Source organism: Allomuricauda sp. M10 (genome assembly GCF_020782875.1).
Classification (GTDB): domain Bacteria; phylum Bacteroidota; class Bacteroidia; order Flavobacteriales; family Flavobacteriaceae; genus Flagellimonas.
In genome coordinates, this window is the sequence record NZ_JAJGBN010000001.1 from 1,042,061 (window position 1) to 1,065,024 (window position 22,964).

At 42.9% G+C, this 22,964-nt stretch carries 21 protein-coding genes; 6 read left to right on the forward strand and 15 right to left on the reverse strand.

Annotated elements, in window-relative coordinates; translation table 11 throughout:
- Positions 1-12: 12 nt before the first annotated feature.
- Positions 13-2,874, reverse strand: coding sequence for an excinuclease ABC subunit UvrA (uvrA, locus tag LKX84_RS05020; RefSeq protein WP_228236014.1), 2,862 nt, complete (start codon positions 2,872-2,874; stop codon positions 13-15).
- Positions 2,875-3,056: 182 nt separating this feature from the next.
- Between uvrA and LKX84_RS05025 the strand changes: the two genes are divergently transcribed.
- Positions 3,057-3,578, forward strand: a complete 522-nt coding sequence (locus tag LKX84_RS05025; RefSeq protein ID WP_228236015.1) for a hypothetical protein — start codon at positions 3,057-3,059, stop codon at positions 3,576-3,578.
- Between the two features lie 52 nt (positions 3,579-3,630).
- Here LKX84_RS05025 and LKX84_RS05030 read toward each other — a convergent pair whose 3' ends face one another.
- The 5 genes from LKX84_RS05030 to LKX84_RS05045 form a co-directional block, all read right to left on the reverse strand.
- A complete protein-coding gene (locus LKX84_RS05030; protein ID WP_228236016.1) occupies positions 3,631-3,933 on the reverse strand; it encodes a hypothetical protein in 303 nt (100 codons plus the stop codon).
- Positions 3,914-4,261 carry an HNH endonuclease gene (locus LKX84_RS18015; protein WP_410548869.1) on the reverse strand — a complete coding sequence of 116 codons (348 nt, stop codon included), beginning with the start codon at positions 4,259-4,261 and terminating at the stop codon, positions 3,914-3,916. The genes LKX84_RS05030 and LKX84_RS18015 overlap by 20 nt, the downstream gene beginning before the upstream one ends.
- Before the next feature lie 6 nt (positions 4,262-4,267).
- On the reverse strand, positions 4,268-4,687 hold the full coding sequence (locus LKX84_RS05035; RefSeq protein WP_228236017.1) for a hypothetical protein: 420 nt from the start codon (positions 4,685-4,687) through the stop codon (positions 4,268-4,270).
- 309 nt (positions 4,688-4,996) lie between these two features.
- Positions 4,997-5,770, reverse strand: coding sequence for a TIGR03915 family putative DNA repair protein (locus tag LKX84_RS05040; RefSeq protein WP_228236018.1), 774 nt, complete (start codon positions 5,768-5,770; stop codon positions 4,997-4,999).
- A 117-nt stretch (positions 5,771-5,887) separates the two neighbouring features.
- On the reverse strand, positions 5,888-7,150 hold the full coding sequence (locus LKX84_RS05045; protein WP_228236019.1) for a putative DNA modification/repair radical SAM protein: 1,263 nt from the start codon (positions 7,148-7,150) through the stop codon (positions 5,888-5,890).
- Positions 7,151-7,340: 190 nt separating this feature from the next.
- Here LKX84_RS05045 and LKX84_RS05050 point away from each other — a divergent pair, with 190 nt between their 5' ends.
- Positions 7,341-8,093, forward strand: a complete 753-nt coding sequence (locus LKX84_RS05050; RefSeq protein WP_228236020.1) for an XRE family transcriptional regulator — start codon at positions 7,341-7,343, stop codon at positions 8,091-8,093.
- 4 nt (positions 8,094-8,097) lie between these two features.
- On the opposite strand, the gene LKX84_RS05055 is transcribed toward LKX84_RS05050, so the two are convergent.
- From LKX84_RS05055 to LKX84_RS05070, 4 genes are read right to left on the reverse strand one after another with little or no spacing between them, the layout of a single operon-like run.
- Positions 8,098-9,093 carry an SMP-30/gluconolactonase/LRE family protein gene (locus tag LKX84_RS05055; protein ID WP_228236021.1) on the reverse strand — a complete coding sequence of 332 codons (996 nt, stop codon included), beginning with the start codon at positions 9,091-9,093 and terminating at the stop codon, positions 8,098-8,100.
- Between the two features lie 36 nt (positions 9,094-9,129).
- Positions 9,130-10,056, reverse strand: coding sequence for a RimK family alpha-L-glutamate ligase (locus LKX84_RS05060; RefSeq protein ID WP_228236022.1), 927 nt, complete (start codon positions 10,054-10,056; stop codon positions 9,130-9,132).
- 10 nt (positions 10,057-10,066) lie between these two features.
- Positions 10,067-11,749 (reverse strand): gamma-glutamyltransferase, encoded by a 1,683-nt coding sequence (ggt, locus tag LKX84_RS05065; RefSeq protein WP_228236023.1) that lies wholly within the window; start codon positions 11,747-11,749, stop codon positions 10,067-10,069.
- Positions 11,737-12,330, reverse strand: a complete 594-nt coding sequence (locus LKX84_RS05070) for an ACP phosphodiesterase (protein ID WP_228236024.1) — start codon at positions 12,328-12,330, stop codon at positions 11,737-11,739. The genes ggt and LKX84_RS05070 overlap by 13 nt, the downstream gene beginning before the upstream one ends.
- A gap of 91 nt (positions 12,331-12,421) precedes the next feature.
- Here LKX84_RS05070 and glmM point away from each other — a divergent pair, with 91 nt between their 5' ends.
- Complete coding sequence (glmM, locus tag LKX84_RS05075; RefSeq protein ID WP_228236025.1) at positions 12,422-13,813, forward strand: phosphoglucosamine mutase; 1,392 nt, start codon at positions 12,422-12,424, stop codon at positions 13,811-13,813.
- Here the strand turns inward: glmM and LKX84_RS05080 are convergent.
- The gene (locus tag LKX84_RS05080; protein WP_228236026.1) at positions 13,810-14,340 is read right to left on the reverse strand and encodes a nuclear transport factor 2 family protein; all 531 of its coding nucleotides are present in this window, start codon (positions 14,338-14,340) and stop codon (positions 13,810-13,812) included. The genes glmM and LKX84_RS05080 overlap by 4 nt on opposite strands.
- 77 nt (positions 14,341-14,417) lie before the next feature.
- A complete protein-coding gene (locus tag LKX84_RS05085) occupies positions 14,418-15,335 on the reverse strand; it encodes a lysophospholipid acyltransferase family protein (protein ID WP_228236027.1) in 918 nt (305 codons plus the stop codon).
- Between the two features lie 52 nt (positions 15,336-15,387).
- On the opposite strand from LKX84_RS05085, the gene LKX84_RS05090 reads away from it, so the two are divergent.
- Complete coding sequence (locus LKX84_RS05090) at positions 15,388-16,038, forward strand: rhomboid family intramembrane serine protease (protein ID WP_228236028.1); 651 nt, start codon at positions 15,388-15,390, stop codon at positions 16,036-16,038.
- Between the two features lie 52 nt (positions 16,039-16,090).
- On the opposite strand, the gene LKX84_RS05095 is transcribed toward LKX84_RS05090, so the two are convergent.
- Complete coding sequence (locus LKX84_RS05095; protein WP_228236029.1) at positions 16,091-17,206, reverse strand: TlpA disulfide reductase family protein; 1,116 nt, start codon at positions 17,204-17,206, stop codon at positions 16,091-16,093.
- Between the two features lie 97 nt (positions 17,207-17,303).
- Positions 17,304-17,801, reverse strand: coding sequence for a hypothetical protein (locus LKX84_RS05100; protein ID WP_228236030.1), 498 nt, complete (start codon positions 17,799-17,801; stop codon positions 17,304-17,306).
- Between the two features lie 89 nt (positions 17,802-17,890).
- On the opposite strand from LKX84_RS05100, the gene LKX84_RS05105 reads away from it, so the two are divergent.
- Positions 17,891-20,806, forward strand: a complete 2,916-nt coding sequence (locus tag LKX84_RS05105; RefSeq protein ID WP_228236031.1) for an FAD-binding and (Fe-S)-binding domain-containing protein — start codon at positions 17,891-17,893, stop codon at positions 20,804-20,806.
- On the opposite strand, the gene LKX84_RS05110 is transcribed toward LKX84_RS05105, so the two are convergent.
- The gene (locus LKX84_RS05110) at positions 20,777-21,694 is read right to left on the reverse strand and encodes a UDP-2,3-diacylglucosamine diphosphatase (RefSeq protein WP_228236032.1); all 918 of its coding nucleotides are present in this window, start codon (positions 21,692-21,694) and stop codon (positions 20,777-20,779) included. The genes LKX84_RS05105 and LKX84_RS05110 overlap by 30 nt on opposite strands.
- 196 nt (positions 21,695-21,890) lie before the next feature.
- Here LKX84_RS05110 and aroC point away from each other — a divergent pair, with 196 nt between their 5' ends.
- Positions 21,891-22,955, forward strand: coding sequence for a chorismate synthase (aroC, locus tag LKX84_RS05115; RefSeq protein WP_228236033.1), 1,065 nt, complete (start codon positions 21,891-21,893; stop codon positions 22,953-22,955).
- Positions 22,956-22,964 lie beyond the last annotated feature (9 nt).

Sequence of the window (22,964 nt, forward strand, 5' to 3'; positions counted from 1 at the left end):
TGTTCAGTATTTTTATATGGCCCTTGCAATTTTTTGCTTGGCGTTCTCTAATTCTTTCTTCAAAAACTTGGCCGTGTAACTTTTCTTGTCCTTGGCTACTTCTTCCGGGGTTCCGGTTGCCACGACCATTCCTCCACCTCTTCCTCCTTCGTACCCGATGTCGATGATGTAATCCACCATTTTTATGACATCCAAGTTGTGTTCGATCACCAAAATGGTGTTGCCTTTGTCCACCAGTTGATTGAGCACTTCCATAAGTACCCGAATGTCTTCAAAATGTAGCCCAGTGGTCGGTTCGTCGAGGATATAAAATGTGTTTCCGGTATCGCGCTTGGATAATTCGGTTGCCAGTTTTACCCGTTGCGCCTCGCCCCCGGAAAGGGTGGTGGACTGTTGCCCCAATGATATATAACCCAATCCCACATCTTTTATTGTTTTCAGCTTTCTGTGGATCTTCGGAATGTTCTCGAAAAAGTCTACGGCTTCGTTAATGGTCATTTCCAGCACATCCGAAATGGATTTTCCTTTGTATCGGATTTCTAAGGTTTCCCTATTGAAACGTTTCCCGTTACAGGTTTCACATTCCACATACACATCGGGCAAAAAGTTCATTTCGATGACTTTAAGACCACCACCTTGGCAAGTTTCGCATCGTCCGCCTGCCACATTGAAACTGAACCGTCCCGGTTTATATCCACGGATGGTTGCCTCGGTGGTCTTAGCGAAAAGATTTCGTATTTCACTAAAAACTCCGGTGTATGTAGCTGGATTTGATCTTGGCGTTCGGCCGATGGGGGATTGGTTGATGTCGATGACTTTATCAATATTTTCTAACCCCTTGATTTTTTTGTACGGCATGGGTTTTTTTACCCCGTTGAAGTAGTGCGCGTTCATGATGGGGTAGAGGGTCTCGTTCACCAAAGTGGATTTGCCACTTCCGGATACACCCGTTACTCCGATAAGTTTTCCCAATGGGAATTCAACGGTCACATCTTTCAAATTGTTACCCGTACAGCCGGAAAGGACGATTTTTTTACCGGTACCTTTTCTTCGTTCATTTGGAACAGGAATTTCCAACTCTCCCGTGATGTATTGTGCGGTTAGGGTATGATGGTCTTTCAATTCTTGTGGACTTCCTTCGGAAATGATCTCACCCCCATGTTTTCCGGCCCTTGGACCGATATCGATGACGTGGTCGGCACGTTCGATCATATCGCGGTCGTGTTCCACCACAATCACGGAGTTGCCAATATCCCGAAGTGATTCCAATGAATGGATCAAGCGTTCATTGTCGCGTTGATGCAAACCAATGCTGGGCTCGTCCAAAATGTAGAGAACTCCAACTAATTGGGAACCAATTTGGGTCGCCAATCGGATGCGTTGCGCCTCACCGCCAGAAAGGGATTTGGAGCTTCTGTCCAAGGACAGATAATCCAATCCTACATCCAACAAAAAGCCGATTCGAGCTTTGATTTCCTTGATGATTTCTTCAGCTATGATCTTTTGATCTCCCTCCAACGTATCTTCAAGCTGTTGAAAGAAAGAAGCCAACTCGGTAATGTCCATATGGGCCAGTTCGGCAATGTTCTTTTCCCCGATCTTAAAATACAAGGATTCTTGCCGCAACCTAGCTCCATGGCAAGATGGGCATTTCACTTTGTCCATAAAATCCTTTGCCCACCTTTGGATGGATGTGGATTCTGCCTGCTCGAACTGGGTTTTTATGAAATTGGCAATGCCTTCATATTCAATCTTATACTGCCGTTTTACCCCAAGGGATTTGGAATCGACCTCAAAGCTTTCCTTGCCACCGTATAGAATAACTTCCATAGCTTCCTCTGGGATTTTTTCAATGGCGTCAGAAAGGTCAAAATTATACCGCTGTGCAATGGTCTCCAGCTGCTTGAAGGCCCAAGATTTTTTGTATTCGCCTAAAGGTGCCAAACCACCTGCCTTGATGGAGATTTTGGGGTTGGGCATGATTTTTTGCACGTTCACTTCGTACACATGCCCTAATCCGCTACACTCTGGGCACATGCCTTTTGGTGAGTTGAAGGAAAACGTATTGGGTTCTGGAGTGGGATAGGAGATACCTGTTGAAGGACACATCAAATCCCGACTGAAATAACGTGGTACCGACTCGCCTTCTTCCAATACCATCAGTACGTTTTCACCGCTGTACATGGCGGTATTGATCGTTTCGGTCAGGCGTTTGTGGAAATCCTCGGTATCCGAAACTTTTAAACGGTCTATAACTATTTCAATATCGTGGGTCTTGTAACGGTCCACCTTCATGCCCTTGGTAATGTCCATGATCTCACCATCAACCCGAACTTTCACAAAACCTTGCTTGGCAATTTGCTCGAACAGTTCCCGATAGTGCCCTTTTCTGGATTTGATGATCGGGGCCAACACATTTATTTTTTTATCGAGGTAGGATGAAATGATCAATTTCTTGATTTGTTCATCACTGTAGCTTATCATCTTTTCTCCCGTATTGTAACTGTAGGCATCCCCGGCACGAGCAAACAACAGTCGAAGAAAATCGTAGACTTCGGTGATGGTGCCTACTGTAGATCTTGGGGATTTGGAGGTGGTTTTTTGTTCTATGGCGATAACTGGAGATAATCCATCGATCTTGTCCACATCGGGTCGTTCCAAACCACCCAAAAATTGCCGTGCGTAGGCAGAAAAGGTTTCAATGTAACGGCGTTGGCCTTCGGCATAGATCGTATCAAACGCCAAAGAGGACTTTCCACTGCCTGATAGTCCAGTGATCACTACGAGTTTTTCACGTGGAATGGTGACATCAATATTTTTCAGGTTGTGTACCCGGGCACCCTTGACCTCAATATGTTCTTCGTAGTTGACCATAAATCATAGCAAAGCTTCAAAAGTAGGGATTTGACACGTAAAAAAGAAGGAGGTTTGCTTTTCGTTATTTTAAACGATAGCTTATTTTTGGTGCTATATCATCTATCACTTCGAGCGCAGGAGAGAGGTGCATTTACCATGGATCCCAACTGCACTTGATTTGACCATACAAACAGAAAATTATGAAACTATTGGGCATTGGCTCCCGCATTGACCACCCTGAATATGGTAAAGGTGTGGTAACGAACGTATCATCAAAGCATTATTGGGTAACTTTTTTGGAAAACGGATTGGAGACCATTGATTTGGACTCCGAATTTGAAGTCATCGAAGGGGTAGAGGGCGAAGTGGATTCCGTGAGCTTTTTTGATATTGAGCGTTCTTTGGTGCAGATTTTGGAAAAGTGGAGCGACACTCATGAAAAAGTGGCCATTGCGGATAAATGGAAGGGCGGCAAACTGATTTTGGACCCCGGGGATGCCACCCAGAACAAGGAAATGCCCATCGAAACCTTTTTTCATAAGATTGTGATGGTGCGCGACCGTATCCGTGTGATGGAACAAAAGATCAACAGCAGCAATCTGGACGATCAGGATAAAATTGATCTACAACAATACATTACCCGCATTTATGGCAGTTTGACCAGTTTTAATGTACTCTTTAAAAACAAGAGCGATTATTTTGTGGGGGAGAAGGGGAAGTGATTTTTAAGTCTTAAAATAGGATGTTCAATTTTTTGCTTTTTAGCATAGAGCATTAAAAATTTGAAATAAAAGTTTCAATACTTATGCTTTCGGTTAGGTTTTGATTTGTCAAGGAAAATCTGCTGAATTCATACCATTCTGAATCAAATTCAAAGTCACTTTGGTCAAATTTCGGAACACCAACTTGAGATGGATAAAAATATTCTTTATCTATAAGTTTAGCTCTTAATTTCAAATCTGCTTCTTCTGCACTTAGATTATTTGGATTGCTGAAAACCAATTCCCCAAACTGTTTGTAATTCCCTGCATCTCGATATAGATACTCAAATTTCAGATTATTTTTTGAAGCGTACATTGTTATGATATATTAGGAAGTTTACATCTGGAAGGAACTTTGAAGGTAAAAAAATCTCCTTGCCATCATATCTTATGAAGAAATTTTCGATGGCACTTTGGTCTTTCTCTTTCAAAAGTTGCTCCGAAACTTTGATTTTATAGTCCGGGGTTATCGTCATCAATCCATTCTCAAAAGCTTTATCGTGTAAACCATTAATAGCAATTCCATTACGAGGATTGAGCCTGTTTTTCTCATCTTCGCTCCATGGTTTAATATGACCGGCAATTAAAAGTTCTGGATTTTTTAAACCAGTAATACAACAAGTGTAATTGTATGAAGCTAATATTGAGCTTCAGAAAAATGATTGATTAATCCTAGCTTTTATCACCCGTTCTCTGGTTATTCCTGCTTTTGGTAAGAGTACTTCACTTATGTTATTGAGCCGTTCAATGGGTTTGTTTTCTATTTTGGACCGAAGTTTCTCACTCTCATAGGGTAGTTCTTCCCAATTGGTGTAATACTCATTCCAAACTTCCCTATCAAGTTTGCTTGTATTTGAGGCTCCTTTAATTCCTCTTGCCTTTAAACTTGGATCAAGACTTGCAAAATTTACTAATTTATAAGCTATGGAACTAGGTGTCCTATTTATCAAATTAGCAAGATGTATGACTTCGGGGTTGGTTTTATGTAATCTGCCAAATGGTAATTTGCAATACAGATTTATTGCTAAAATCAATTCATTTCGTGTCCAAAGTCTTTGCCCTTCTTTCATTCATTGTCTTTTTGGGTGACAAATTTGTTTTGATACGTGGAAGATAGACATTTACGAAGTCGAATTTGATATTTAGCAAAAACAATCTTTTCACTATTTCAACGATTTGGACAAGTTATAGGGTTGTTAATTACCATTTTTTGTTTGATTAAAAATCGAGCTTAAAAGATTAACTCAAGAAATGATTCTTAACAACTTTGTTAACTATATATCTAAACCGCCTCCTTTTTCTCGCTCACCCTTCGACTTCGCTCAGGGCGCCCTGTTGTACACCTGGGCTAAATCTTAGCCACATCGGGATTACGTTGCCTAACCTGCTTTTTTTTCTGAAAGGTACTTCCAATAGCGTTTGGGCACATGTTGCGTATGTAATTTGGGGTTGATCCGGGATAGGATTCCGGTACTTTTAAAATAATCGTTCCACAGGGTCTGGTATTCGTATTCCCCATTTACAAAGGCATCACTTTTATGGGTTTTGTTGTGGTGGATGTCCTTTAGGTTGAGGGACACCATTTCCACATGATCCAAGTTGTAATAGATGCCATACTTGCGCTTTACATCATAAATCAGCCATTGCTGGTCGGTGTAGCGGTCCCGAAAATGCTTGGAAATAAGGGGCAGTACATCAAAATCGGGTTCAATGTTGGCAAAATAGATATCATCCTTGGTCAACTGGAACCGCACAAAAGCCTCCATGCGGTGTTTTTCACGCCCCACCTTTCGCGCCAATTGACTGATGTGCAAAACCGTGCTATCCGAATAATCCAGATACTTGCCGTTTTGGACGCGCATCAATTTTTGGATGTAATCAAAAAGCAACATTTCCACACCTTCTGTTTCACTCAAAAAAGCAAAATACACATTGGAAATGGCATTGTGGCTCTTGTTACGGATACCGTTCCAAACGCGTTTGGCTTTTTCCACATGGGTGAAAATGGTCTCCGTTTCAGAAAACAGTCCATTTTGGCAACGACCATTCTTTTGGATATCGGCCACGGATATCTTTTCATCAAAAGCAACGAATACGGCCGTGAGAAAACCGTTGAAGCTGCCATCGTACATTAAGGTTGTTGAAGCATTCATAACGCTTGTGTTTTAGTTTTTGATGTCATTTCGAAGGAGTGCGACTGAGAAATCTAGATTTCTCACATTCGTTCGAAATGACACAGTTGTTCATTGCTAATTGCTCATTGTTTATTGTTAATTGAACAATGATAATTGTGCACTGTATTGGTTCCGAAACTTGCCAGACGAAGTCTGCAAGATCATCCCCTTGATTTTCTCCGCATCCAAGTCGCGACGCTCCCAATGACGGGAATCGCACACCATAAAATATTGGGCACGGTTGAGGGCCACCCCGATTTTCTTGAGATGGTCCCAGTTCAATCTTCTAAATTTTCGGGAGTCCATGATTTTTTGAACGGACTGCATCCCTATCCCCGGAATACGAGCCAAAAGACGTTTGTCCGCCGTGTTCACATCCACTGGAAAATGGTGTAGGTTGCGCAATGCCCATGAAAGTTTGGGGTCCACCTCCATATCCAGGTTGGGATGCTCATGGTTCAAAATTTCGTTCACGGCAAAACCATAAAAGCGCAACAACCAATCGGTTTGGTACAATCGATTTTCCCGTAACATGGGAACCTGCGAGCCAATGGCCGGCAAACGGGCATCATCAGCAACAGGCACGTAACCAGAATAATACACCCTTCGCATTTGGTAGGTTTTATAATAATAGGTGGCGGAGTACATGATATCCTTGTCCGTTTCCCCGGAAGCGCCCACGATCATTTGGGTGCTTTGTCCGGCAGGGGCATATTTAGGTGTGCTCTTGATGATTTTTCGTTCCGCCTGGTACCGCACGATTTCATTTTTCACCTTCAACATGGGTTTGGTAAAGTCCTCGTGCTTTTTCTCGGGAGCTAATAGTTTCAGTCCGGATATAGTGGGTACCTCAATGTTCACGGAAAGTCGGTCTGCGTATAATCCGGCTTCAAACATGAGTTCGTCACTTGCCCCTGGAATGGATTTCAAATGAATGTACCCGTTGAAATTTTCCTCTTCCCTTAGTTTCTTCGCGACGGCAACCAAGCGTTCCATGGTGTAATCCGCATTTTTAAAGATGCCGGAACTCAAAAACAATCCTTCAATATAATTTCTTCTGTAAAAGTTGATGGTCAAATCTACCACCTCCTGAATCTTAAAAGCGGCCCTTTGAATATCATTGCTCTTGCGGGTAACACAATACGCACAATCATAAATACAATGATTGGTCAACAGGATTTTCAACAGGGAGATACAGCGCCCGTCCTCGGTGTAGCTATGGCAAATACCCATTTTGGAAGCATTGCCCAACCCCTTTGTTTTGTTGGTTCGGTCACTTCCGCTACTGGCGCAGGAAACATCGTATTTTGCCGCATCGGCCAGTATGTTCAATTTTTCGCGTACTCTATCAAAGTCCATAACTCGGAAATATTCCAATCAAAAATATGGAAATAATCCAATAAATGGAAATAATCCATAAAAAGTTTTGGAAATAATCCAAATTGGTTATATTTGGAAAGCGATGTCAGGTCGAGCACAGTCGAGACCTAATGTAAGATGAAGGTCAATAACTTCTCGACTGCGCTCGAAGTGACACAAAAATGCAGAAATGGAAAATGAACTGACATTAAAACGCTTTACCGATATCCGACGCGAGTTGGGCTATACCCAAGCGGAGTTTGCCGATTTGTTGGGGGTGAAGAACACCACCGCCGATATTGAACGGGGTAGAACCAAACTTTCTGGAAAAGTGGTCTCCGAACTTTTAAAACAATTCAAAATCAATCCGCTGTGGTTGTTCGGGGAAAGTGATCAAAAACATTTGGATACGTCCAAGACCAGTGTAATCCCCAAAGTGGTCACCGTGGACAATTCCGATAATGACAACATGGTCTTGGTGAATGCCAAGGCAGCTGCAGGGTATCCCCAAAATATTTCAGATACCAGTTGGTACCGACAACTTCCGGCCTTTGATCTTCCCATTCCAGAATTCCGCAATGCGACATACCGAGGTTTTCAAGTGGAAGGAGACAGTATGCTGCCCAATTTAAGACCCAATGATTGGGTGTTGGCCCGGGCCGTTGAGCATATTGACCATGTGAGCCCCAATAAAATGTATGTAGTGGTTTTACAGGATTCCGTTATGGTGAAAAAGATTGAGCGGAAGCCCAATTCCAACAACATTACGTTGGTGTCCTTGAATGAGATTTATCCTCCTTACGAGATCAAGCCCTTCCAGATTCAGGAAATTTGGGAAGTGAGCAGCAAGCTTACTTTTAATATTGATGCAACCACTGAAACTGGTTTGTTGAAACAGTTGCAACAATCCATGGAGGAATTGAAACGGCAGATTACTGGATAACGATTCAAAATCCGTTCCCCACTGTTTTGGTCTGGATTCGCATCAAGAAATTGTGGGCGGTCAGATAAAGGACTGAACCATCATTACCCCAAGCGCAGTTGGCCGTCCGTTGTCCTGTTTCAATTCGTCCCAAAAGCTTTCCTTTGGGGGTAATGATCAGAAGGCCACCGGGTCCCGTGGAAAAAATGGTCCCATCCTTGGCGACCTTAATGCCATCCAAAGAACCTACCAAACCTTCTTTTCGCAGTGCAGAGGCATCAAAGAATATAGTGCCTGCATCTAATGAACCATCATCTTTAATGTTGTAAGCCATGATATAGGGAGCATTGTTGTCGGATTGATTCACATAGAGTATTTTTTCGTCAGGGGACAGCGCAAGTCCATTTGGACGTGAAAGATTGCCTACAACCAAATCAACCTTGCCATCAACATTTATTTTATAGACGCCAAATACATCCATTTCGCGCGTTTCGGAATTTTCAAGCTCTGGAAGGCCATAAGGTGGATCTGTAAAATAATACACCCCGTTGGAGGCCTGTACAATATCGTTGGGACTATTGAAACGCTTGCCGTTCCATGTATCTGCAATAGTCATTTTTCCGCCGATGGAAAGCGGCATCCGCGATATTCTTCGGTCACCGTGTTCACAGGCCACCAGTTCCCCGTTGTTATTGATGATAAGGCCATTGCTGCCGGGTTCCTTACTGTATGGGAGTATTCCTGTGTAGCCGGAAGGTTTTAAAAATGGTGTGACCCATTCGTTTTCTGCCCATTTAAAAATAGTATTTTGCGGAGCGTCCGAAAATAGGAGGAACCCACCTTCTTTCACCCAAACGGGACCTTCGGACCATATAAAACCTTCGGCGAGCAATTCTATTTTGGCATCTTTATCCATGTAGTCATAAAATGCATCATCCAAAGCCACTAGCTTACCCGTTGTTTTCTGTTGGGCGGTACATGCTAAGCCAATACTTAATAATAGAAGGGTTAATTTTTTCATTTTGAATCAGTTATAATTTTAGAGACACTCAAACGACTAGATTTGATTAGACAAACAAGTATCCTTTATGGCTCTGGCCAGCTTTTTCGCGGCTGACGGATTACGTCGGAACCACAGCTCAGGCTCAAAAATCTCCAATTCGGCCAAGGCCCAATTCCCATCGTTGTCCTTGAACATATCCACTCGTGCATAAACCGGAAGTTCCGGAGCAGCATTTACCACTTTTTGGGCAAACGCAATCTGATCTTCTGAAGGGTGGTATTCATGTACACTGCCCCCAAAATCATCCTGCACCCGAAAATCCCCTGGCTTGGCAATTTTAAGCACGGCATGGGTGAATTCCCCATTGAACAACATCATCGAAATTTCCCCTTCGGAAACAATGTTTTCCTGAAACTCTTGGAGTATCATGGCCTCTTGGGAAATCAATTGTTGAAAGATTGTTTCATGATCAGCAATCGCCTCCTTTTTGATTTTGTAGGTGTGTCTAGCTGCACCGGACACACATGGTTTTACCACGAAAGTATCTTTTCTAAATCCAAAACGGTCCGTGGCTTCGGAGAAAGCGTTATGTAAAGTTGTTTGGGTTCCTTTTTCCACAAAAAAGGTCTTGGGAATGGTCACGCCCGCTTCCGAGAGATCTTTTAGATAGTGCTTGTCAATGTTCCAATCAATCAACTTTTTGGAATTGATAAATTGAGTCTGTTGACTTGCGGTTCTGAACCATTTTGAAAATTCTTCGAACCGATCAAAATAATCCCAAGTGGTTCGGAACACGGCCAATTTGGTACTGGACCAATCAAATGCTGCATCGTCCCAAGAAACACGGGTCACCTTCAATCCTTCTTCTTGCAAGGCTTCAACAACTAAGCGGTCTTCCAATAGTACATTTTCCACGTAGGGTGTGCGTTTTTCTGGGGCTACGTACCTGTGGTCCGTCAGTACAACAACATCAAACTGCATTCAATGGAATTTAAAATCCGACCGCTTTGTCATCACCTCGTTTGTCCGCGCCACCTTCCAGTTTACCATCGGGCAATACGCGGATGGCATCCACTTTACCAATAATAGGGGTGCGTTCCTCGTTGATGATGTATCCTTTGGATTTCAACTCATTGATCAATTCCTCGGAAAAACCTTCGGGTTCAAAAATGACCATGTCGGGCAACCATTGGTGATGGAACCTTGGTGCATTGACCGCCTCCTGCATACTCAAATTGAATTCATACACATTCATAATGGTCTGGGCTACAGCAGTGATGATAGTGGAACCGCCTGGAGTACCCACAACCATATACAATTTACCATCTTTTTCCACAATGGTGGGTGTCATACTGCTCAACATTCGTTTTTCAGGAGCGATGCTGTTGGCTTCGGCCCCTACTAATCCGAACATGTTGGGGACACCGGGTTTGGAGCTAAAATCGTCCATTTCATTGTTCAAAAAGAAGCCAAGTTCATCGCAGTACAACTTGGAACCATAACCACCATTCAGTGTGGTTGTGGCCGAAATGGCATTGCCTTCACTATCCACAATGGAGTAGTGGGTAGTTTCGGAACTTTCGATGATTTCCACTTCACCGTGACTTACATCAGAAGACAACGTGGCTTTATCAAAAGAGAAATTGGCCATGCGTTCCTTTAAATAATCATCGCTTAGAAGCACATCGTAGGGAATGTCGACAAAGTCGGGGTCTCCCAAAAAGTAATTCCGATCCGCATAGGCACGACGGGAAGCTTCCGTGAACAATTGAATGGTTTGGGCTGAATTATGTCCAAATTTGGACACCTTGTAAGGCTCCATCATCTTGAAAATTTGGTTGATGGTGACCCCGCCACTACTGGGAGGACTCATGGAAATCACATGAAGGTCCCTATAATCGAATTCAACAGGATCCCGCCATTTGGCCTCATATTTGGCCAGGTCTTCTTCGGTGATGAAACCTCCTTTTTCCTGCACAAAGGCGGCCAGTTTTTGGGCCACTTCACCTTTATAAAAACCATCACGACCTTTTTCCATGATGATTTCCAAGGTTTTGGCCAGTTCAGGATATTTAATGGTGTCACCTGCCTTAAACGGTTGTGCGAATTTGGTGCTATCACCATTGGCCTCAATAAAACGCTCACGGGTACCTTCCAATCGTTGGGCCTGTTTTTCAGTGACCACGACGCCTCGTTTGGCCAAGGCAATAATGGGTTTCATGATTTCGGAAAGGGGAAGGGAACCAAATTTTTTGTGCACTTCCATAACTCCGGCCACGGTACCGGGGACTCCCGCAGAAGTGGCACCTGATGTGCTCATTCCGGGAATAACATTACCCAAGGAATCCAGGTACATGTCTTTATGGGCCGCCAATGGAGCTTTTTCCCTATAATCGATTCCTCCAACTTCTCCATTGTTTTTACGGTAGACCATAAATCCACCTCCGCCTAAATTCCCGGCAAAGGGGTAGGCCACGGCCAAGGCGAGTTCGGTAGCCACCATGGCATCAAATACATTGCCACCTTTTTCCATGATCTCCACTCCAATTTTGGAGGCTTCTTCACGGGCCGAAACCACCATTGCCTTTTCGGCGACCAGTCCGGTTGGGGTTGCCGGTTGTTGTTTGCAATTGATAAAAAAGATGAGGGGGAGCAGGAGTATCAGTCTTCGCATAGGGAAATAAATTTTTGTCGGGAAAAGGTAATCAATTCTTCAAAAAAAGCGGTGAATTCGTTTTCAAAATCCGAGTAATGCTCTTCGAGGTCCAAAATGGCAAAATTCATCTTGGATTTGTTCTGTGTACGGCGGTTCATACCGTTCAGTACTCGGTCAATACCCGTTAAATTGGCATAATTGAGCAGCCAGTTATCCGTAATCATATAGGGCATCATCCGCTTGGTGGGCAAGGGGAGAATATCATAGTTGTCCTCTAGTAGGTCATAAAAGCTTTCCACATACCCATCCAAGGGAACATTGGAATAGTCGGTCCAATTTTTGGCCAGGAAATGGTCATAAAAGATATCTACAATTACCCGACTGTAATGACTGTAATTTTTATGGAGCCGTTTACTACTTTGTCTTGCAATGGGATGTGCATCGGTAAAGGTGTCTATTTCACGGTGGAGCAAGATGCCTTTCTGGATTTTTTCAGGGAAATGTTTGTACTTGTTGCCACGGATATGATCAGCAAAAAAGTTGCCCAAGGTAATTTCCTTGTCATCGAAAGACAGATAGATATGGGCCAAGAAATTCATCGGGGCAAAAATCTTTTATGTCGAAATTTACAAATTCAAAACTAGGGTTAAGGCATAGCCTTTTATATTTGCAAAAACTTTTTTAACAATTATGACACTGATAAAATCAATTTCTGGAATACGAGGAACCATAGGAGGTAAGACCAATGACAACCTGACACCGTTGGATGCCGTTAAGTTTGCGGCCGCTTATGGCTCTTGGTTGAAGGACTATTCCAAAAAGGAGAAATTGATGGTCGTCATTGGAAGGGATGCCCGGCTTTCGGGTGAAATGATCCAAAATTTGGTGGTTTCTACCTTGGTTGGATTGGGTATCGATGTCATTGATTTGGGATTGTCCACCACCCCGACCGTTGAAATTGCCGTTCCTTTGGAAAAAGCGGACGGCGGTATCATTTTAACGGCCAGTCATAACCCCAAACAATGGAATGCCCTGAAATTGTTGAATGAGAAAGGTGAATTCTTGGATGCTGAACAAGGTGCCAAAATTTTGGAATTGGCTGAAAAAGAGGGTTTTGAGTTTGCCGAAGTGGATGATTTGGGAGAGATCATTAAGAACGACTCCTATATCGATATCCATATTGATGAAGTATTGGAATTGCCATTGGTAGATGCTGAAACCATCAAAAAAGCTGGTTTTAAAGTAGTTGTGGACGGAGTGAATTCCACAGGAGGTATTGCCATCCCGAAATTGCTTCATGAACTGGGTGTGGAAGTGGTGAAATTGTACTGTGAACCCAACGGGCATTTTCCACATAACCCAGAACCGTTGAAAGAACATTTGGGGGATATCTGTAAAAAAGTGGTTGAGGAAGAGGCCGATTTTGGAATCGTTGTCGATCCCGATGTAGACCGATTGGCCTTTATCAGTAATGATGGGGAAATGTTCGGCGAGGAATATACGTTGGTAGCTTGTGCCGATTATGTTTTGGGCAAGACCAAGGGCAATACAGTATCCAACTTATCATCATCCAGAGCGTTAAGGGATGTTACCCAAAAACACGGTGGAACATATGAAGCTGCAGCCGTTGGAGAAGTGAACGTAGTGACCAAAATGAAGGTCAACAATGCTATCATCGGTGGTGAGGGTAATGGAGGTATCATTTATCCTGAAAGCCATTATGGTAGGGATGCTTTGGTAGGTACCGCTTTGTTTTTGATGTTGATGGCAGAAAGGGGAGGGACCGTTGCGGAACTACGGGCCAGTTACCCAAGCTATTTCATGAGCAAAAAGAAAATTGAGCTCACTCCCGAGCTTGATGTGGATGCCTTGCTAGAGGCCATGTACCATAAATACAAGGATGAAGAGGTTTCAACCATTGACGGGGTAAAAATCGACTTTGCTGAAAACTGGGTACATTTGAGGAAATCCAATACGGAACCTATTATCCGGATTTATACTGAGGCAAAATCCCAAAAGGAGGCCGATGCCCTTGCAGATAGGATTATATTGGAAATCAAGGAAGTAGCAGGATTGGCTTAAAGCTTATAAATGATTTCGCACTTGTTGAAATCATCTTTGGAAATATCGGTGCGTTTGTCAGAATCCATCCAAATTCTCCACGTGCCGTTTTCTTTTCGTAAGCCAACATTAAAGTATCCATACCCGCGAACAACAAGCGAGGTATCACCCTTGTTTTGGGAGCTCAACTGGTAATAACCTGATTGGAAAGCAACATCTTCCGTTTCGTTGATGGCTGTGTTTAGAATCGCAAAGGCAATTCCTAATGTATTGCCTCGGTCTCTTACCGACTCCAAGAATCCACCAAAATTTTCAAGGTAATCTTTCCCTGTTTCAATTTTGTTTTGATCCACCATGTGCCGAACAATATCTATCGTGTGAATGGATTTTATTTTTTCGGAATCCAGTTGGTCGTATGCTTCCATAAAAGGAGTCCAAACATCCTTTTTAATGTTTTCCAAAACTTCATTAGATACTGTTACATGACTTTCCTGTGCAGAGCAAATCCCAAGGCAGAGGAAAAATAGGAATACTAAGGAATTTTTCATGGTTTCATGGGTTGATGAGCACCAATATTATTAAAGTCTTTGGAACTAACGGCCTTGTTTAGGAAAGAATTGGGATATCAGTCAGCCAACCGTCCAATAACCTCCTTGCTGAACTCCGCTGGCACCTTGTTCTTGTGCTTCCAGCGTTTGTGGGTCCAGAAGTAATATTCGGGCGCTTCGTAAATGGATGCTTCCGTTTCCTTTAAAAAGGCATCCGTGATTTTATAGTCTTCGACCTCGGAGGGGTTTTCGGAAAGAATTTTGAAGGTGCCTTCATAATACCCTCTTTTCTTTTTGCGGATTCTAAGATATACCGGGATAATATTATTTGCTTTGCAGATTTCTTCCCCGCCAACGTGCACAGGAACCGTTATACCCATAAATTCAGTCCAATATTTGGCCCTTCCCAACATAGGGGATTGATCACTTATGATGCCCACCATTAATAGTTCATTACTTTCTTTAGCGGCCTTAAGGATTTTTCTGGATTCTTTGGTGGAAATCAATTGAGTGTTGAATTTGCCTCGTATTTTTCGTATCAATCTATCAAAATACTTGTTCTGTATCTTTTGATAGATGCCGTAACCCTTGGATTTTATCTGAAGGTTCAAAGATAGTACCCATTCCCAGCTGGCATAATGGGGTAGCATGAGCATGGTATTTATGCCCTGGTCTTCGAGGTTGTTCAATATTTCGATGTTGGTGACGGTAAATCGTTTCTGGATTTCTTTTTTACTTATCCCCATTGTCTTGATCATCTCCAAGAACATATCGCACATATGTCGATAGAACTTTTTCTCAATGGCAAGTCGTTCTTCTTCTGATTTATTTGGAAAAACAAGTGCCAAGTTGTTGCGAACCACTTTTTTACGATACCCGACCACATGGTATAGCAATACATAGATGCCGTCCGACAAAAAATAAATGATTTTGAACGGAAGTCGGGATACTAGCCAAAGCAGGGGATAAGCGAGGATATAAACTAACAGTTGCATGCACTTTTCTTGTGTGCAAATATAGCTATATTTGAAACCAAACGTTTATGTAATGGTCAATTTGCACATCGCTACCATAGCCATCATGGCTGCCAATGTCCTCGTCTCGATAAGGGGATTCAGTGATTCAGGATTTTTTGATAGGTACAAGTTCCAAATCAACGCTATCAGGGCCGGTCAAAAGGAACGTATGGCAACTTCTGGGTTTTTACATGTGGATATCTCCCATTTGTTTTTCAATATGTTCACCCTATATTTTTTTGCCAATGTGGTGATAAGCTGGTTCGGGCCTGCTAAATTCTTGATCATTTATTTTGTGAGTTTGATAGGAGGGAGTTTATTGGCCCTTTTCTTTCATAAAGATGAACCATATTACAGCGCAGTTGGGGCAAGTGGTGCGGTCACCGGGATTTTGTATGCAGCCATTTTGTTGAATCCTGACATGCAATTGGGCATCATGTTCATCCCAATACCGTTGCCGGCCTATGTTTTGGGTATTGCGTATTTGCTTTATTCCATTTATGGAATGAAAAGCAGATTAGGAAACATTGGGCATACCGCTCACTTTGGTGGGGCCATTGGCGGTTTTGCCACCACATTATTGTTCAAACCAGAACTGTTGGTGACGGATACCTGGATCGTGATCTTGTTGGCCATTCCCATCATCATATTGTTCGTGCTCGAAAAATTGGGCAAGATCTAAACAAAAAAAGCCTGGGCAGTACCCAGGCTTTTTTTGTAAAGTTGTTTTGTGCTTAGTTGAGCATTTCCGCTACTTTTTCCTCAAGAGCGGAACCTCTAAGGTCGCGAGCTACAATAACCCCTTTTTCATCCAATAGAAAAGCGGCTGGAATAGCGTTGATATTATACATTTGGGCAATAGGATCGTTGAACCTCTGTAGGTTGGAAATATGGTTCCAAGCCAAACCATCGGATTCAATGGCACCTTTCCAAGCGTCTGCTTGGGTGTCCAAAGAAACACCGATCACATTAAAACCTTTGTCGTGGTATTTGTTGTATACCGCTACGATATTTGGATTTTCGGCACGGCAAGGTCTGCACCAAGCGGCCCAAAAGTCAACCAAGGTCAGTTTGGAATTTCCGGTTACGTCGCTTAAAGCCAATTGATCACCATTGGGAGTTGGGGCCGAAAAGTCAGGGGCAACATCCCCAACCTCGGTGGATTTCATTTTATCCAACTGCTCCTGTATCTTTTTACCGGGTTCGGTCGCCTTGATTTCTGGAGTTAGGTTGTCAAAGATCTCCCTAACCTCGTTCAACGGAATTGCTTTAGTGCCCATCAAATTGCCAACAATCAATACAGAGATTAATGCACCTGGATTTTCTTTGGCATAATTTACGTTGAAGTTTTTGGCTTCTTCCTGAAATTCAATGAATTCCTCACGAAGTGCGGTAACGGTGGCAGTATCTTGCTTTTGTGCAGCCATGCGCATATCGTTTTGCATGGACATGGCCCTTTCCGACAGTTTTCTGGATTCGGTTAAAAAATCCATGAACATATCGTTTTGCTCCGTTCCTTTAATTTTGGCGAATGCGATACTGTCTTTTTGGAATTCCACTTCAATATCTCCATTTTCAAGCACTACGGGTACATTGCCACGAACCTGATCTACAAAAATGTAGTGTAGTTTAGGTTCGGATTGTGCGCCTGTAAAGGTGAATACCCCATTTTCAACAGTGGTTGTGTCAATGTCAATCAACTGGTTAAGGGAGTCGGTGGTTTTCAAGAATATTTTAAGTCCGTTCTCCGGTTCACCGGATATGGTTCCACTTACTGTGTACCCATCGGATTTTGAACTGCATGATGCCAATACTAAAACGCCAAGTACTATGGCAACTATTTTTTTCATTTCACAAAGTTTAAGGTGCTAAGGTATTGATTCCATATGGCATAAAAAAACCCTTGGCTCACTAAGAACCAAGGGTTATGATCTTTTAAGTCTTTATTTAGAATTGGTATCTGATGCCCAGGGCAATATCAAAATCAAAGTCATTGTCGAAGCCGTCATACCCGATTAGACCAATTTCTGGCCTGAAATCCAAGGATATCAACAATGGAATGTCGAAGTTGTATTCTACACCGATATCACCGGCGGCAAAAACAAAAAGACCATCATTGTCATCGTCAAAATTGGGGTTGGGTTCAAAATCAACACTTCCCAATCCACCACCAACACCGTAGAACCAATTGAAATTGCCATCCAACGGACGCACCCATTGGTACACGCCGGTCAATTTGAAGGCGTCAAAATCGCGGCTATCGCGCCATCCAAGGTCGAACTCAACGCGATTGGAACTACCAACGGATTTTTGATATGAGATTTCTGCTCCAAATCCATCGCTGTCGCCCAAACGGAGACCAAGTGCATGTTCGGAAATTTCCTGTGCGCTAAGGCTAGCTGTTACAAACAAAAAAAGCGCTGCAAATAATGTGGTAAACTTCATGTGTTTCTCTTTTAAGTTAAAAATTAGAGATAGTTTTGTCATAGATTTACGTTACAAAAACCATTTTGGTTCCCAAAAAGTATTCCAAATTGAATAAAAAGTTGTTAAACCAGCTAGCTGAAAGTCTTGCAGGCGAACTTTTGGTGGACGATTTGAGCAGGGCTCTTTATGCCACCGATGCCTCTGTTTATCGCAAATTGCCTTTGGGAGTTTGCTATCCCAAGAACAAAGATGACATTAAAAAATTGATTGGTTTTGCCAACGAACATAAAATTGGATTGATCCCAAGAACCGCGGGAACCTCATTGGCAGGTCAATGCGTGGGTGAGGGTCTGGTGGTGGATGTAAGTCGGGAGTTCACCCAGATTTTAGCCTTGGATAAGGACAAAAAACAGATCACGGTTCAGCCTGGAGTGGTTCGGGATGAACTCAACCTGTATTTAAAACCTTTCGGTCTCTTTTTTGGACCGAACACGTCTACGTCCAACAGATGTATGATCGGAGGAATGGTGGGGAACAATTCTTCGGGCACCACTTCCATTCAATATGGGGTAACCCGTGACAAAGTGGTTTCCATGAGCTGTATTTTGGCTGATGGGAATGAAGCCTTTTTCACTTCCATTTCCAAGGAAGAATTTGAAGAAAAGAAGCAAGGTAATTCTCTTGAGGCCAAAATTTACAACACCCTTTTTGAAGAGCTTTCCAACAAGGAAACACAGGAAACTATTCTAAAAGAGTTTCCAAAACCCAGCATCCACAGAAGAAATACGGGATATGCCGTGGACGAACTTCTCAACAATAATTTGTTTGGGGATTATGAGGCCGATTTCAACCTGTGTAAATTATTATCGGGAAGCGAGGGAACCTTAGCTTTTACTACAGAAATCACCTTGCAATTGGACGATTTGCCACCTGCATATTCTGCTATGGTGGCCACCCATTACAAAACTTTGGAGGATTGTTTAAAGGACGTTGCACCAGTGATGGGTCACAATCTCCATACCTGCGAAATGATGGACAAGGTAATCTTGGATTGTACCAAAAATAACAGGGCGCAGCTTGTAAATCGTTTTTTTGTGGAAGGTGACCCTGCCGGTATTTTGATGCTGGAAGTGCGATCACATTCCGAAGAAAATTTACAACAACAACTGGATGGACTTTTAAAAACTATTGAAAAATCCGGGTTGAGCTATGCCAGTCCGGTATTGTATGGAGATGACATCAACAAAGCCGTTGAACTGCGAAAAGCTGGTCTTGGATTGTTGGGAAATATGGTAGGGGACCGCAAGGCAGTTGCCTGTATTGAAGATACGGCCGTTGCTTTGGAAGATCTTAAGGATTTTATCGGAGAGTTTTCCAAGATTATGGAAGAATACGGTCAAGATGCGGTGTATTATGCCCATGCAGGGGCTGGGGAACTGCATTTAAGACCTATTCTCAACCTAAAAAAAGCAGAGGATGTGGTATTGTTCCGTTCCATTACCACGGATGTAGCCAAACTGACCAAAAAGTACCAAGGAAGTTTCAGTGGGGAGCATGGCGATGGTATTGTGAGGGCCGAATTTATCCCCTTGATGATAGGGGAGCAGAACTACGAGTTGTTGAAACGGGTAAAATCCCTTTTTGACCCGAACTTGATCTTCAATCCGGGTAAAATAGTGGATGCCTACCCCATGGATGAGTCCCTTCGTTATCAAATTGACAGAGAAGAACCCAAGATCAATACCTTAATGGACTTCAGGGACAGTGAAGGCATTTTAAGGGCTGCTGAAAAATGTAATGGGAGTGGAGACTGTAGGAAGAGCCATAACATGAGTGGGGGGATGTGTCCCAGTTATCAAGCCACTAAAAATGAAAAGGATACTACTCGGGGCAGGGCCAATACCCTTCGGGAGTTTTTGACCCATTCCGAAAAAACCAATCGGTTTGACCATAAAGAAGTAAAGGAGGCCTTCGACCTGTGTTTGAGTTGTAAGGCATGTGCAAGTGAATGTCCCAGTAATGTGGATATCGCCACCTTAAAAGCTGAGTTTCTGTACCATTACCAAGAAGCGAACGGGTATCCGCTAAGAAGCAAACTGTTTGCCTATAACACCCAGCTCAATGCTTTGGGAAGCAAAATCCCAGGAATTACTAATGCTATTTACAAGTCAAAATCCTTGGGAGGACTGTTGAAAAAAGTCTCAGGAGTAGCTCAGGAACGTTATCTGCCCAGTGTGCATCGGTTTAATTTTGAAAAACATCTCCAGGAATACCGAACCAAACACATCGACCTTTCCAAAAAAAGGGTAGTGCTCTATGTGGATGAGTTTGTGAAGTATTTGGATATAGAAGTAGGTAAAGACGCCATTGAATTGCTTTGTTCTTTGGGGTATGATGTGCAACTTTTTTATGCAGAAAGCGGCAGGACTTATTTATCCAAAGGGTTTTTGAAGCAGGCCAAGAAATTGGTGGCCAAGAACATGGAAAGTCTTAAACCTTATCTTGATGACAATTTAGTGATTGTAGGTCTGGAACCTTCCGCGATCCTTTCTTTTAGGGATGAATACCAGCGGCTACATGAGGATAAAGAGGTGTTGGACAAATTGGCAGGCAAATCCTTTTTGATCGAAGAATTCTTGGCTTCTGAGATAGCTGCAGGACAAATCAACTCTGATAGCTTTACGGACGAGGAACGTACGATCAAAATTCATAGCCATTGCCATCAAAAAGCGTTGAGCAACCAAAAAGTGACTTTTGACGTGTTGAATCTGCCAAAAAATTATAAGGTATCCATTATAGCCTCAGGTTGTTGTGGAATGGCGGGCTCCTTCGGATATGAAAAGGAACATTATGAAACCAGTATGAAAGTAGGAGGTCTAAAATTGTTCCCAGCTATCAGCAAAAGCGGTAAAGAGGTCATTATTGCCGCAAATGGAACAAGTTGTAGACACCAGATCAAGGATGGCACGGAAAGGGAAGCGGAGCATCCTGTCTCAATCTTGAGGAAAGCTTTGGTCGTCTAGGCTTTTGGGTTTGATGTTTTCCTCTTCTTCCTCAAAAAAATCATTTGTAACATCCTCAATGTCAATATCCTTATCGGTGATGGAAGCAATGAGTTCGTTCATGTCCATTTCTTTCAGGTCTTCGTCCACAAAGAAAGGAGAAAGCTTGTCGTGGTTATAATGATAGATTTTCCAACGCTTGAAGGAATATTCCAAGGCGGTCAGGTTTTCAACCCAATCCCCTGAATTCAGGTAAATACAACTACCGTTTTTGTTCTCGTACACTTCCTTTTTGGGTTGATGGATGTGTCCGCAGATCACGTAGTCGTATTCATTTTCTATAGCCAACTCGGCCGCTGTTTTTTCAAAATTATTGATGTACTTAACTGCACTTTTCACGCTGTTCTTGATGCGTTTGGATAGGGAATATTTCTCTCGCCCCATCTTTACTAAACACCAATTGATGATGCTGTTGATCAAAATTAGAAGGTCGTAACCGTACCCGCCCAGTTTAGCCAGCCATTTGGCATTTTGGATGGAAACATCGAATACATCACCATGAAAAATCCAAGCCTTTTTGCCATCTAGGTTCAAGACCAGTTTGTTCATGATCTTAAAATTGCCCATTGAAGTATCACTGAACTTACGGAGCATTTCATCATGATTTCCAGTGATATAGTAAATCTCGGTACCTTTGGAGGCCATCCCGATGATTTTGCGAAGGACCTTTAAATGGGAGGGGGGGAAATACCGTTTGCTAAATTGCCAAATATCAATAATGTCCCCGTTTAAAATCAGCTTTTTGGGCTGTATGCTATTGAGATAAGCGATCAGTTCATCGGCATGGCAACCGTAGGTTCCCAAATGCACATCTGAAATGACGGCCAATTCTATCTTCCTTTTTTTCAATCGTTGAGGGTTTAAATGCAAAATAAACTGGTAGGAATAAATTGAAAATCAATTTCAAATCATTAATACATGACATTATTGTTAAAAAATCATCATCGCCAATTCCATTATGTTACAATAACATTAAGTGGTTCAGGGGTTTTTCAGTTTGCTTTATAACATCTACCTTTGGAGGTATCTAAAATTTTTATACCGAATGGCAGGAAATTCTTTTGGACAGCTTTTTAGGTTGACCACCTTTGGTGAATCGCATGGAAAGGCTTTGGGAGGTGTGATTGATGGTTGTCCTGCCGGATTGGAACTTGATTTGGATTTCATTCAACAGGAATTAGATCGAAGAAAACCAGGGCAGTCCGCCATTGTTACCCAAAGAAAGGAACCTGACACGGTTGAATTTTATTCAGGTCTTTTCGAAGGCAAGACCACAGGAACGCCGATCGGATTTGCCATCCACAATACCAACCAAAAGTCCCACGACTATTCGCATATCAAAGATTCCTACCGTCCATCCCATGCGGATTATGTGTACGATCAAAAATACGGGTTCAGGGATTATCGCGGTGGTGGACGCAGTTCTGCCCGCGAAACAGCAAGCAGGGTAGTGGCAGGTGCCATTGCCAAGCAGTTTTTAAAAGATGTCAAGATCAGCGCCTTTGTTTCCCAGGTCGGCGAATTGAAATTGGAAAAACCCTATCAAGAACTCGATTTTTCCAATATTGAATCCAACGCAGTCAGGTGCCCGGATACCGAAATGGCCCAAAAGATGGAAGACTACATCAAGGCCATTAAAAAGGAAGGGGATACCATTGGCGGTGTGGTGACCTGTGTAATTCAAAATGTACCAATCGGTCTAGGAGAACCGGTTTTTGATAAGCTCCATGCTCGAATGGGTGAGGCCATGTTGTCCATCAATGCCGTTAAGGGTTTTGAATATGGGAGTGGTTTTGCCGGAGTGGTCATGAAAGGTAGCCAACACAACGACGCCTACAATACTGACGGTACCACCCAAACCAACCGTAGCGGTGGAGTTCAGGGGGGAATCAGCAATGGTATGGATATTTACTTCAATGTGGCCTTTAAACCGGTGGCCACCGTTTTACAGTCCTATGAAACCATCAACAAGGAGGGAGAAAAAGTGACCGCCCAAGGTAAGGGTAGGCATGATCCCTGTGTGGTGCCGAGAGCGGTTCCCATCGTGGAAGCCATGGCAGCACTGGTTTTAGCGGACTTTTCCCTTTTGGCACGCACCAACAAAATCTAAGTTGGCATT

Bases quoted from the DNA above. Each gene is read 5' to 3' on its own strand.
- LKX84_RS05040 (WP_228236018.1), bottom strand. From the start codon at position 5,770: ATGAATGCTTCAACAACCTTAATGTACGATGGCAGCTTCAACGGTTTT.
- aroC (WP_228236033.1), top strand. From the start codon at position 21,891: ATGGCAGGAAATTCTTTTGGACAGCTTTTTAGGTTGACCACCTTTGGT.
- LKX84_RS05060 (WP_228236022.1), bottom strand. From the start codon at position 10,056: ATGCAGTTTGATGTTGTTGTACTGACGGACCACAGGTACGTAGCCCCA.
- LKX84_RS05080 (WP_228236026.1), bottom strand. From the start codon at position 14,340: ATGAAAAATTCCTTAGTATTCCTATTTTTCCTCTGCCTTGGGATTTGC.
- uvrA (WP_228236014.1), bottom strand. From the start codon at position 2,874: ATGGTCAACTACGAAGAACATATTGAGGTCAAGGGTGCCCGGGTACAC.
- LKX84_RS05095 (WP_228236029.1), bottom strand. From the start codon at position 17,206: ATGAAAAAAATAGTTGCCATAGTACTTGGCGTTTTAGTATTGGCATCA.
- LKX84_RS05070 (WP_228236024.1), bottom strand. From the start codon at position 12,330: ATGAATTTCTTGGCCCATATCTATCTGTCTTTCGATGACAAGGAAATT.
- LKX84_RS05055 (WP_228236021.1), bottom strand. From the start codon at position 9,093: ATGAAAAAATTAACCCTTCTATTATTAAGTATTGGCTTAGCATGTACC.
- LKX84_RS05050 (WP_228236020.1), top strand. From the start codon at position 7,341: ATGGAAAATGAACTGACATTAAAACGCTTTACCGATATCCGACGCGAG.
- LKX84_RS05100 (WP_228236030.1), bottom strand. From the start codon at position 17,801: ATGAAGTTTACCACATTATTTGCAGCGCTTTTTTTGTTTGTAACAGCT.
- LKX84_RS05045 (WP_228236019.1), bottom strand. From the start codon at position 7,150: ATGGACTTTGATAGAGTACGCGAAAAATTGAACATACTGGCCGATGCG.
- ggt (WP_228236023.1), bottom strand. From the start codon at position 11,749: ATGCGAAGACTGATACTCCTGCTCCCCCTCATCTTTTTTATCAATTGC.
- LKX84_RS05030 (WP_228236016.1), bottom strand. From the start codon at position 3,933: ATGTACGCTTCAAAAAATAATCTGAAATTTGAGTATCTATATCGAGAT.
- LKX84_RS05085 (WP_228236027.1), bottom strand. From the start codon at position 15,335: ATGCAACTGTTAGTTTATATCCTCGCTTATCCCCTGCTTTGGCTAGTA.
- LKX84_RS05025 (WP_228236015.1), top strand. From the start codon at position 3,057: ATGAAACTATTGGGCATTGGCTCCCGCATTGACCACCCTGAATATGGT.
- LKX84_RS05090 (WP_228236028.1), top strand. From the start codon at position 15,388: ATGGTCAATTTGCACATCGCTACCATAGCCATCATGGCTGCCAATGTC.
- LKX84_RS05035 (WP_228236017.1), bottom strand. From the start codon at position 4,687: ATGAAAGAAGGGCAAAGACTTTGGACACGAAATGAATTGATTTTAGCA.
- glmM (WP_228236025.1), top strand. From the start codon at position 12,422: ATGACACTGATAAAATCAATTTCTGGAATACGAGGAACCATAGGAGGT.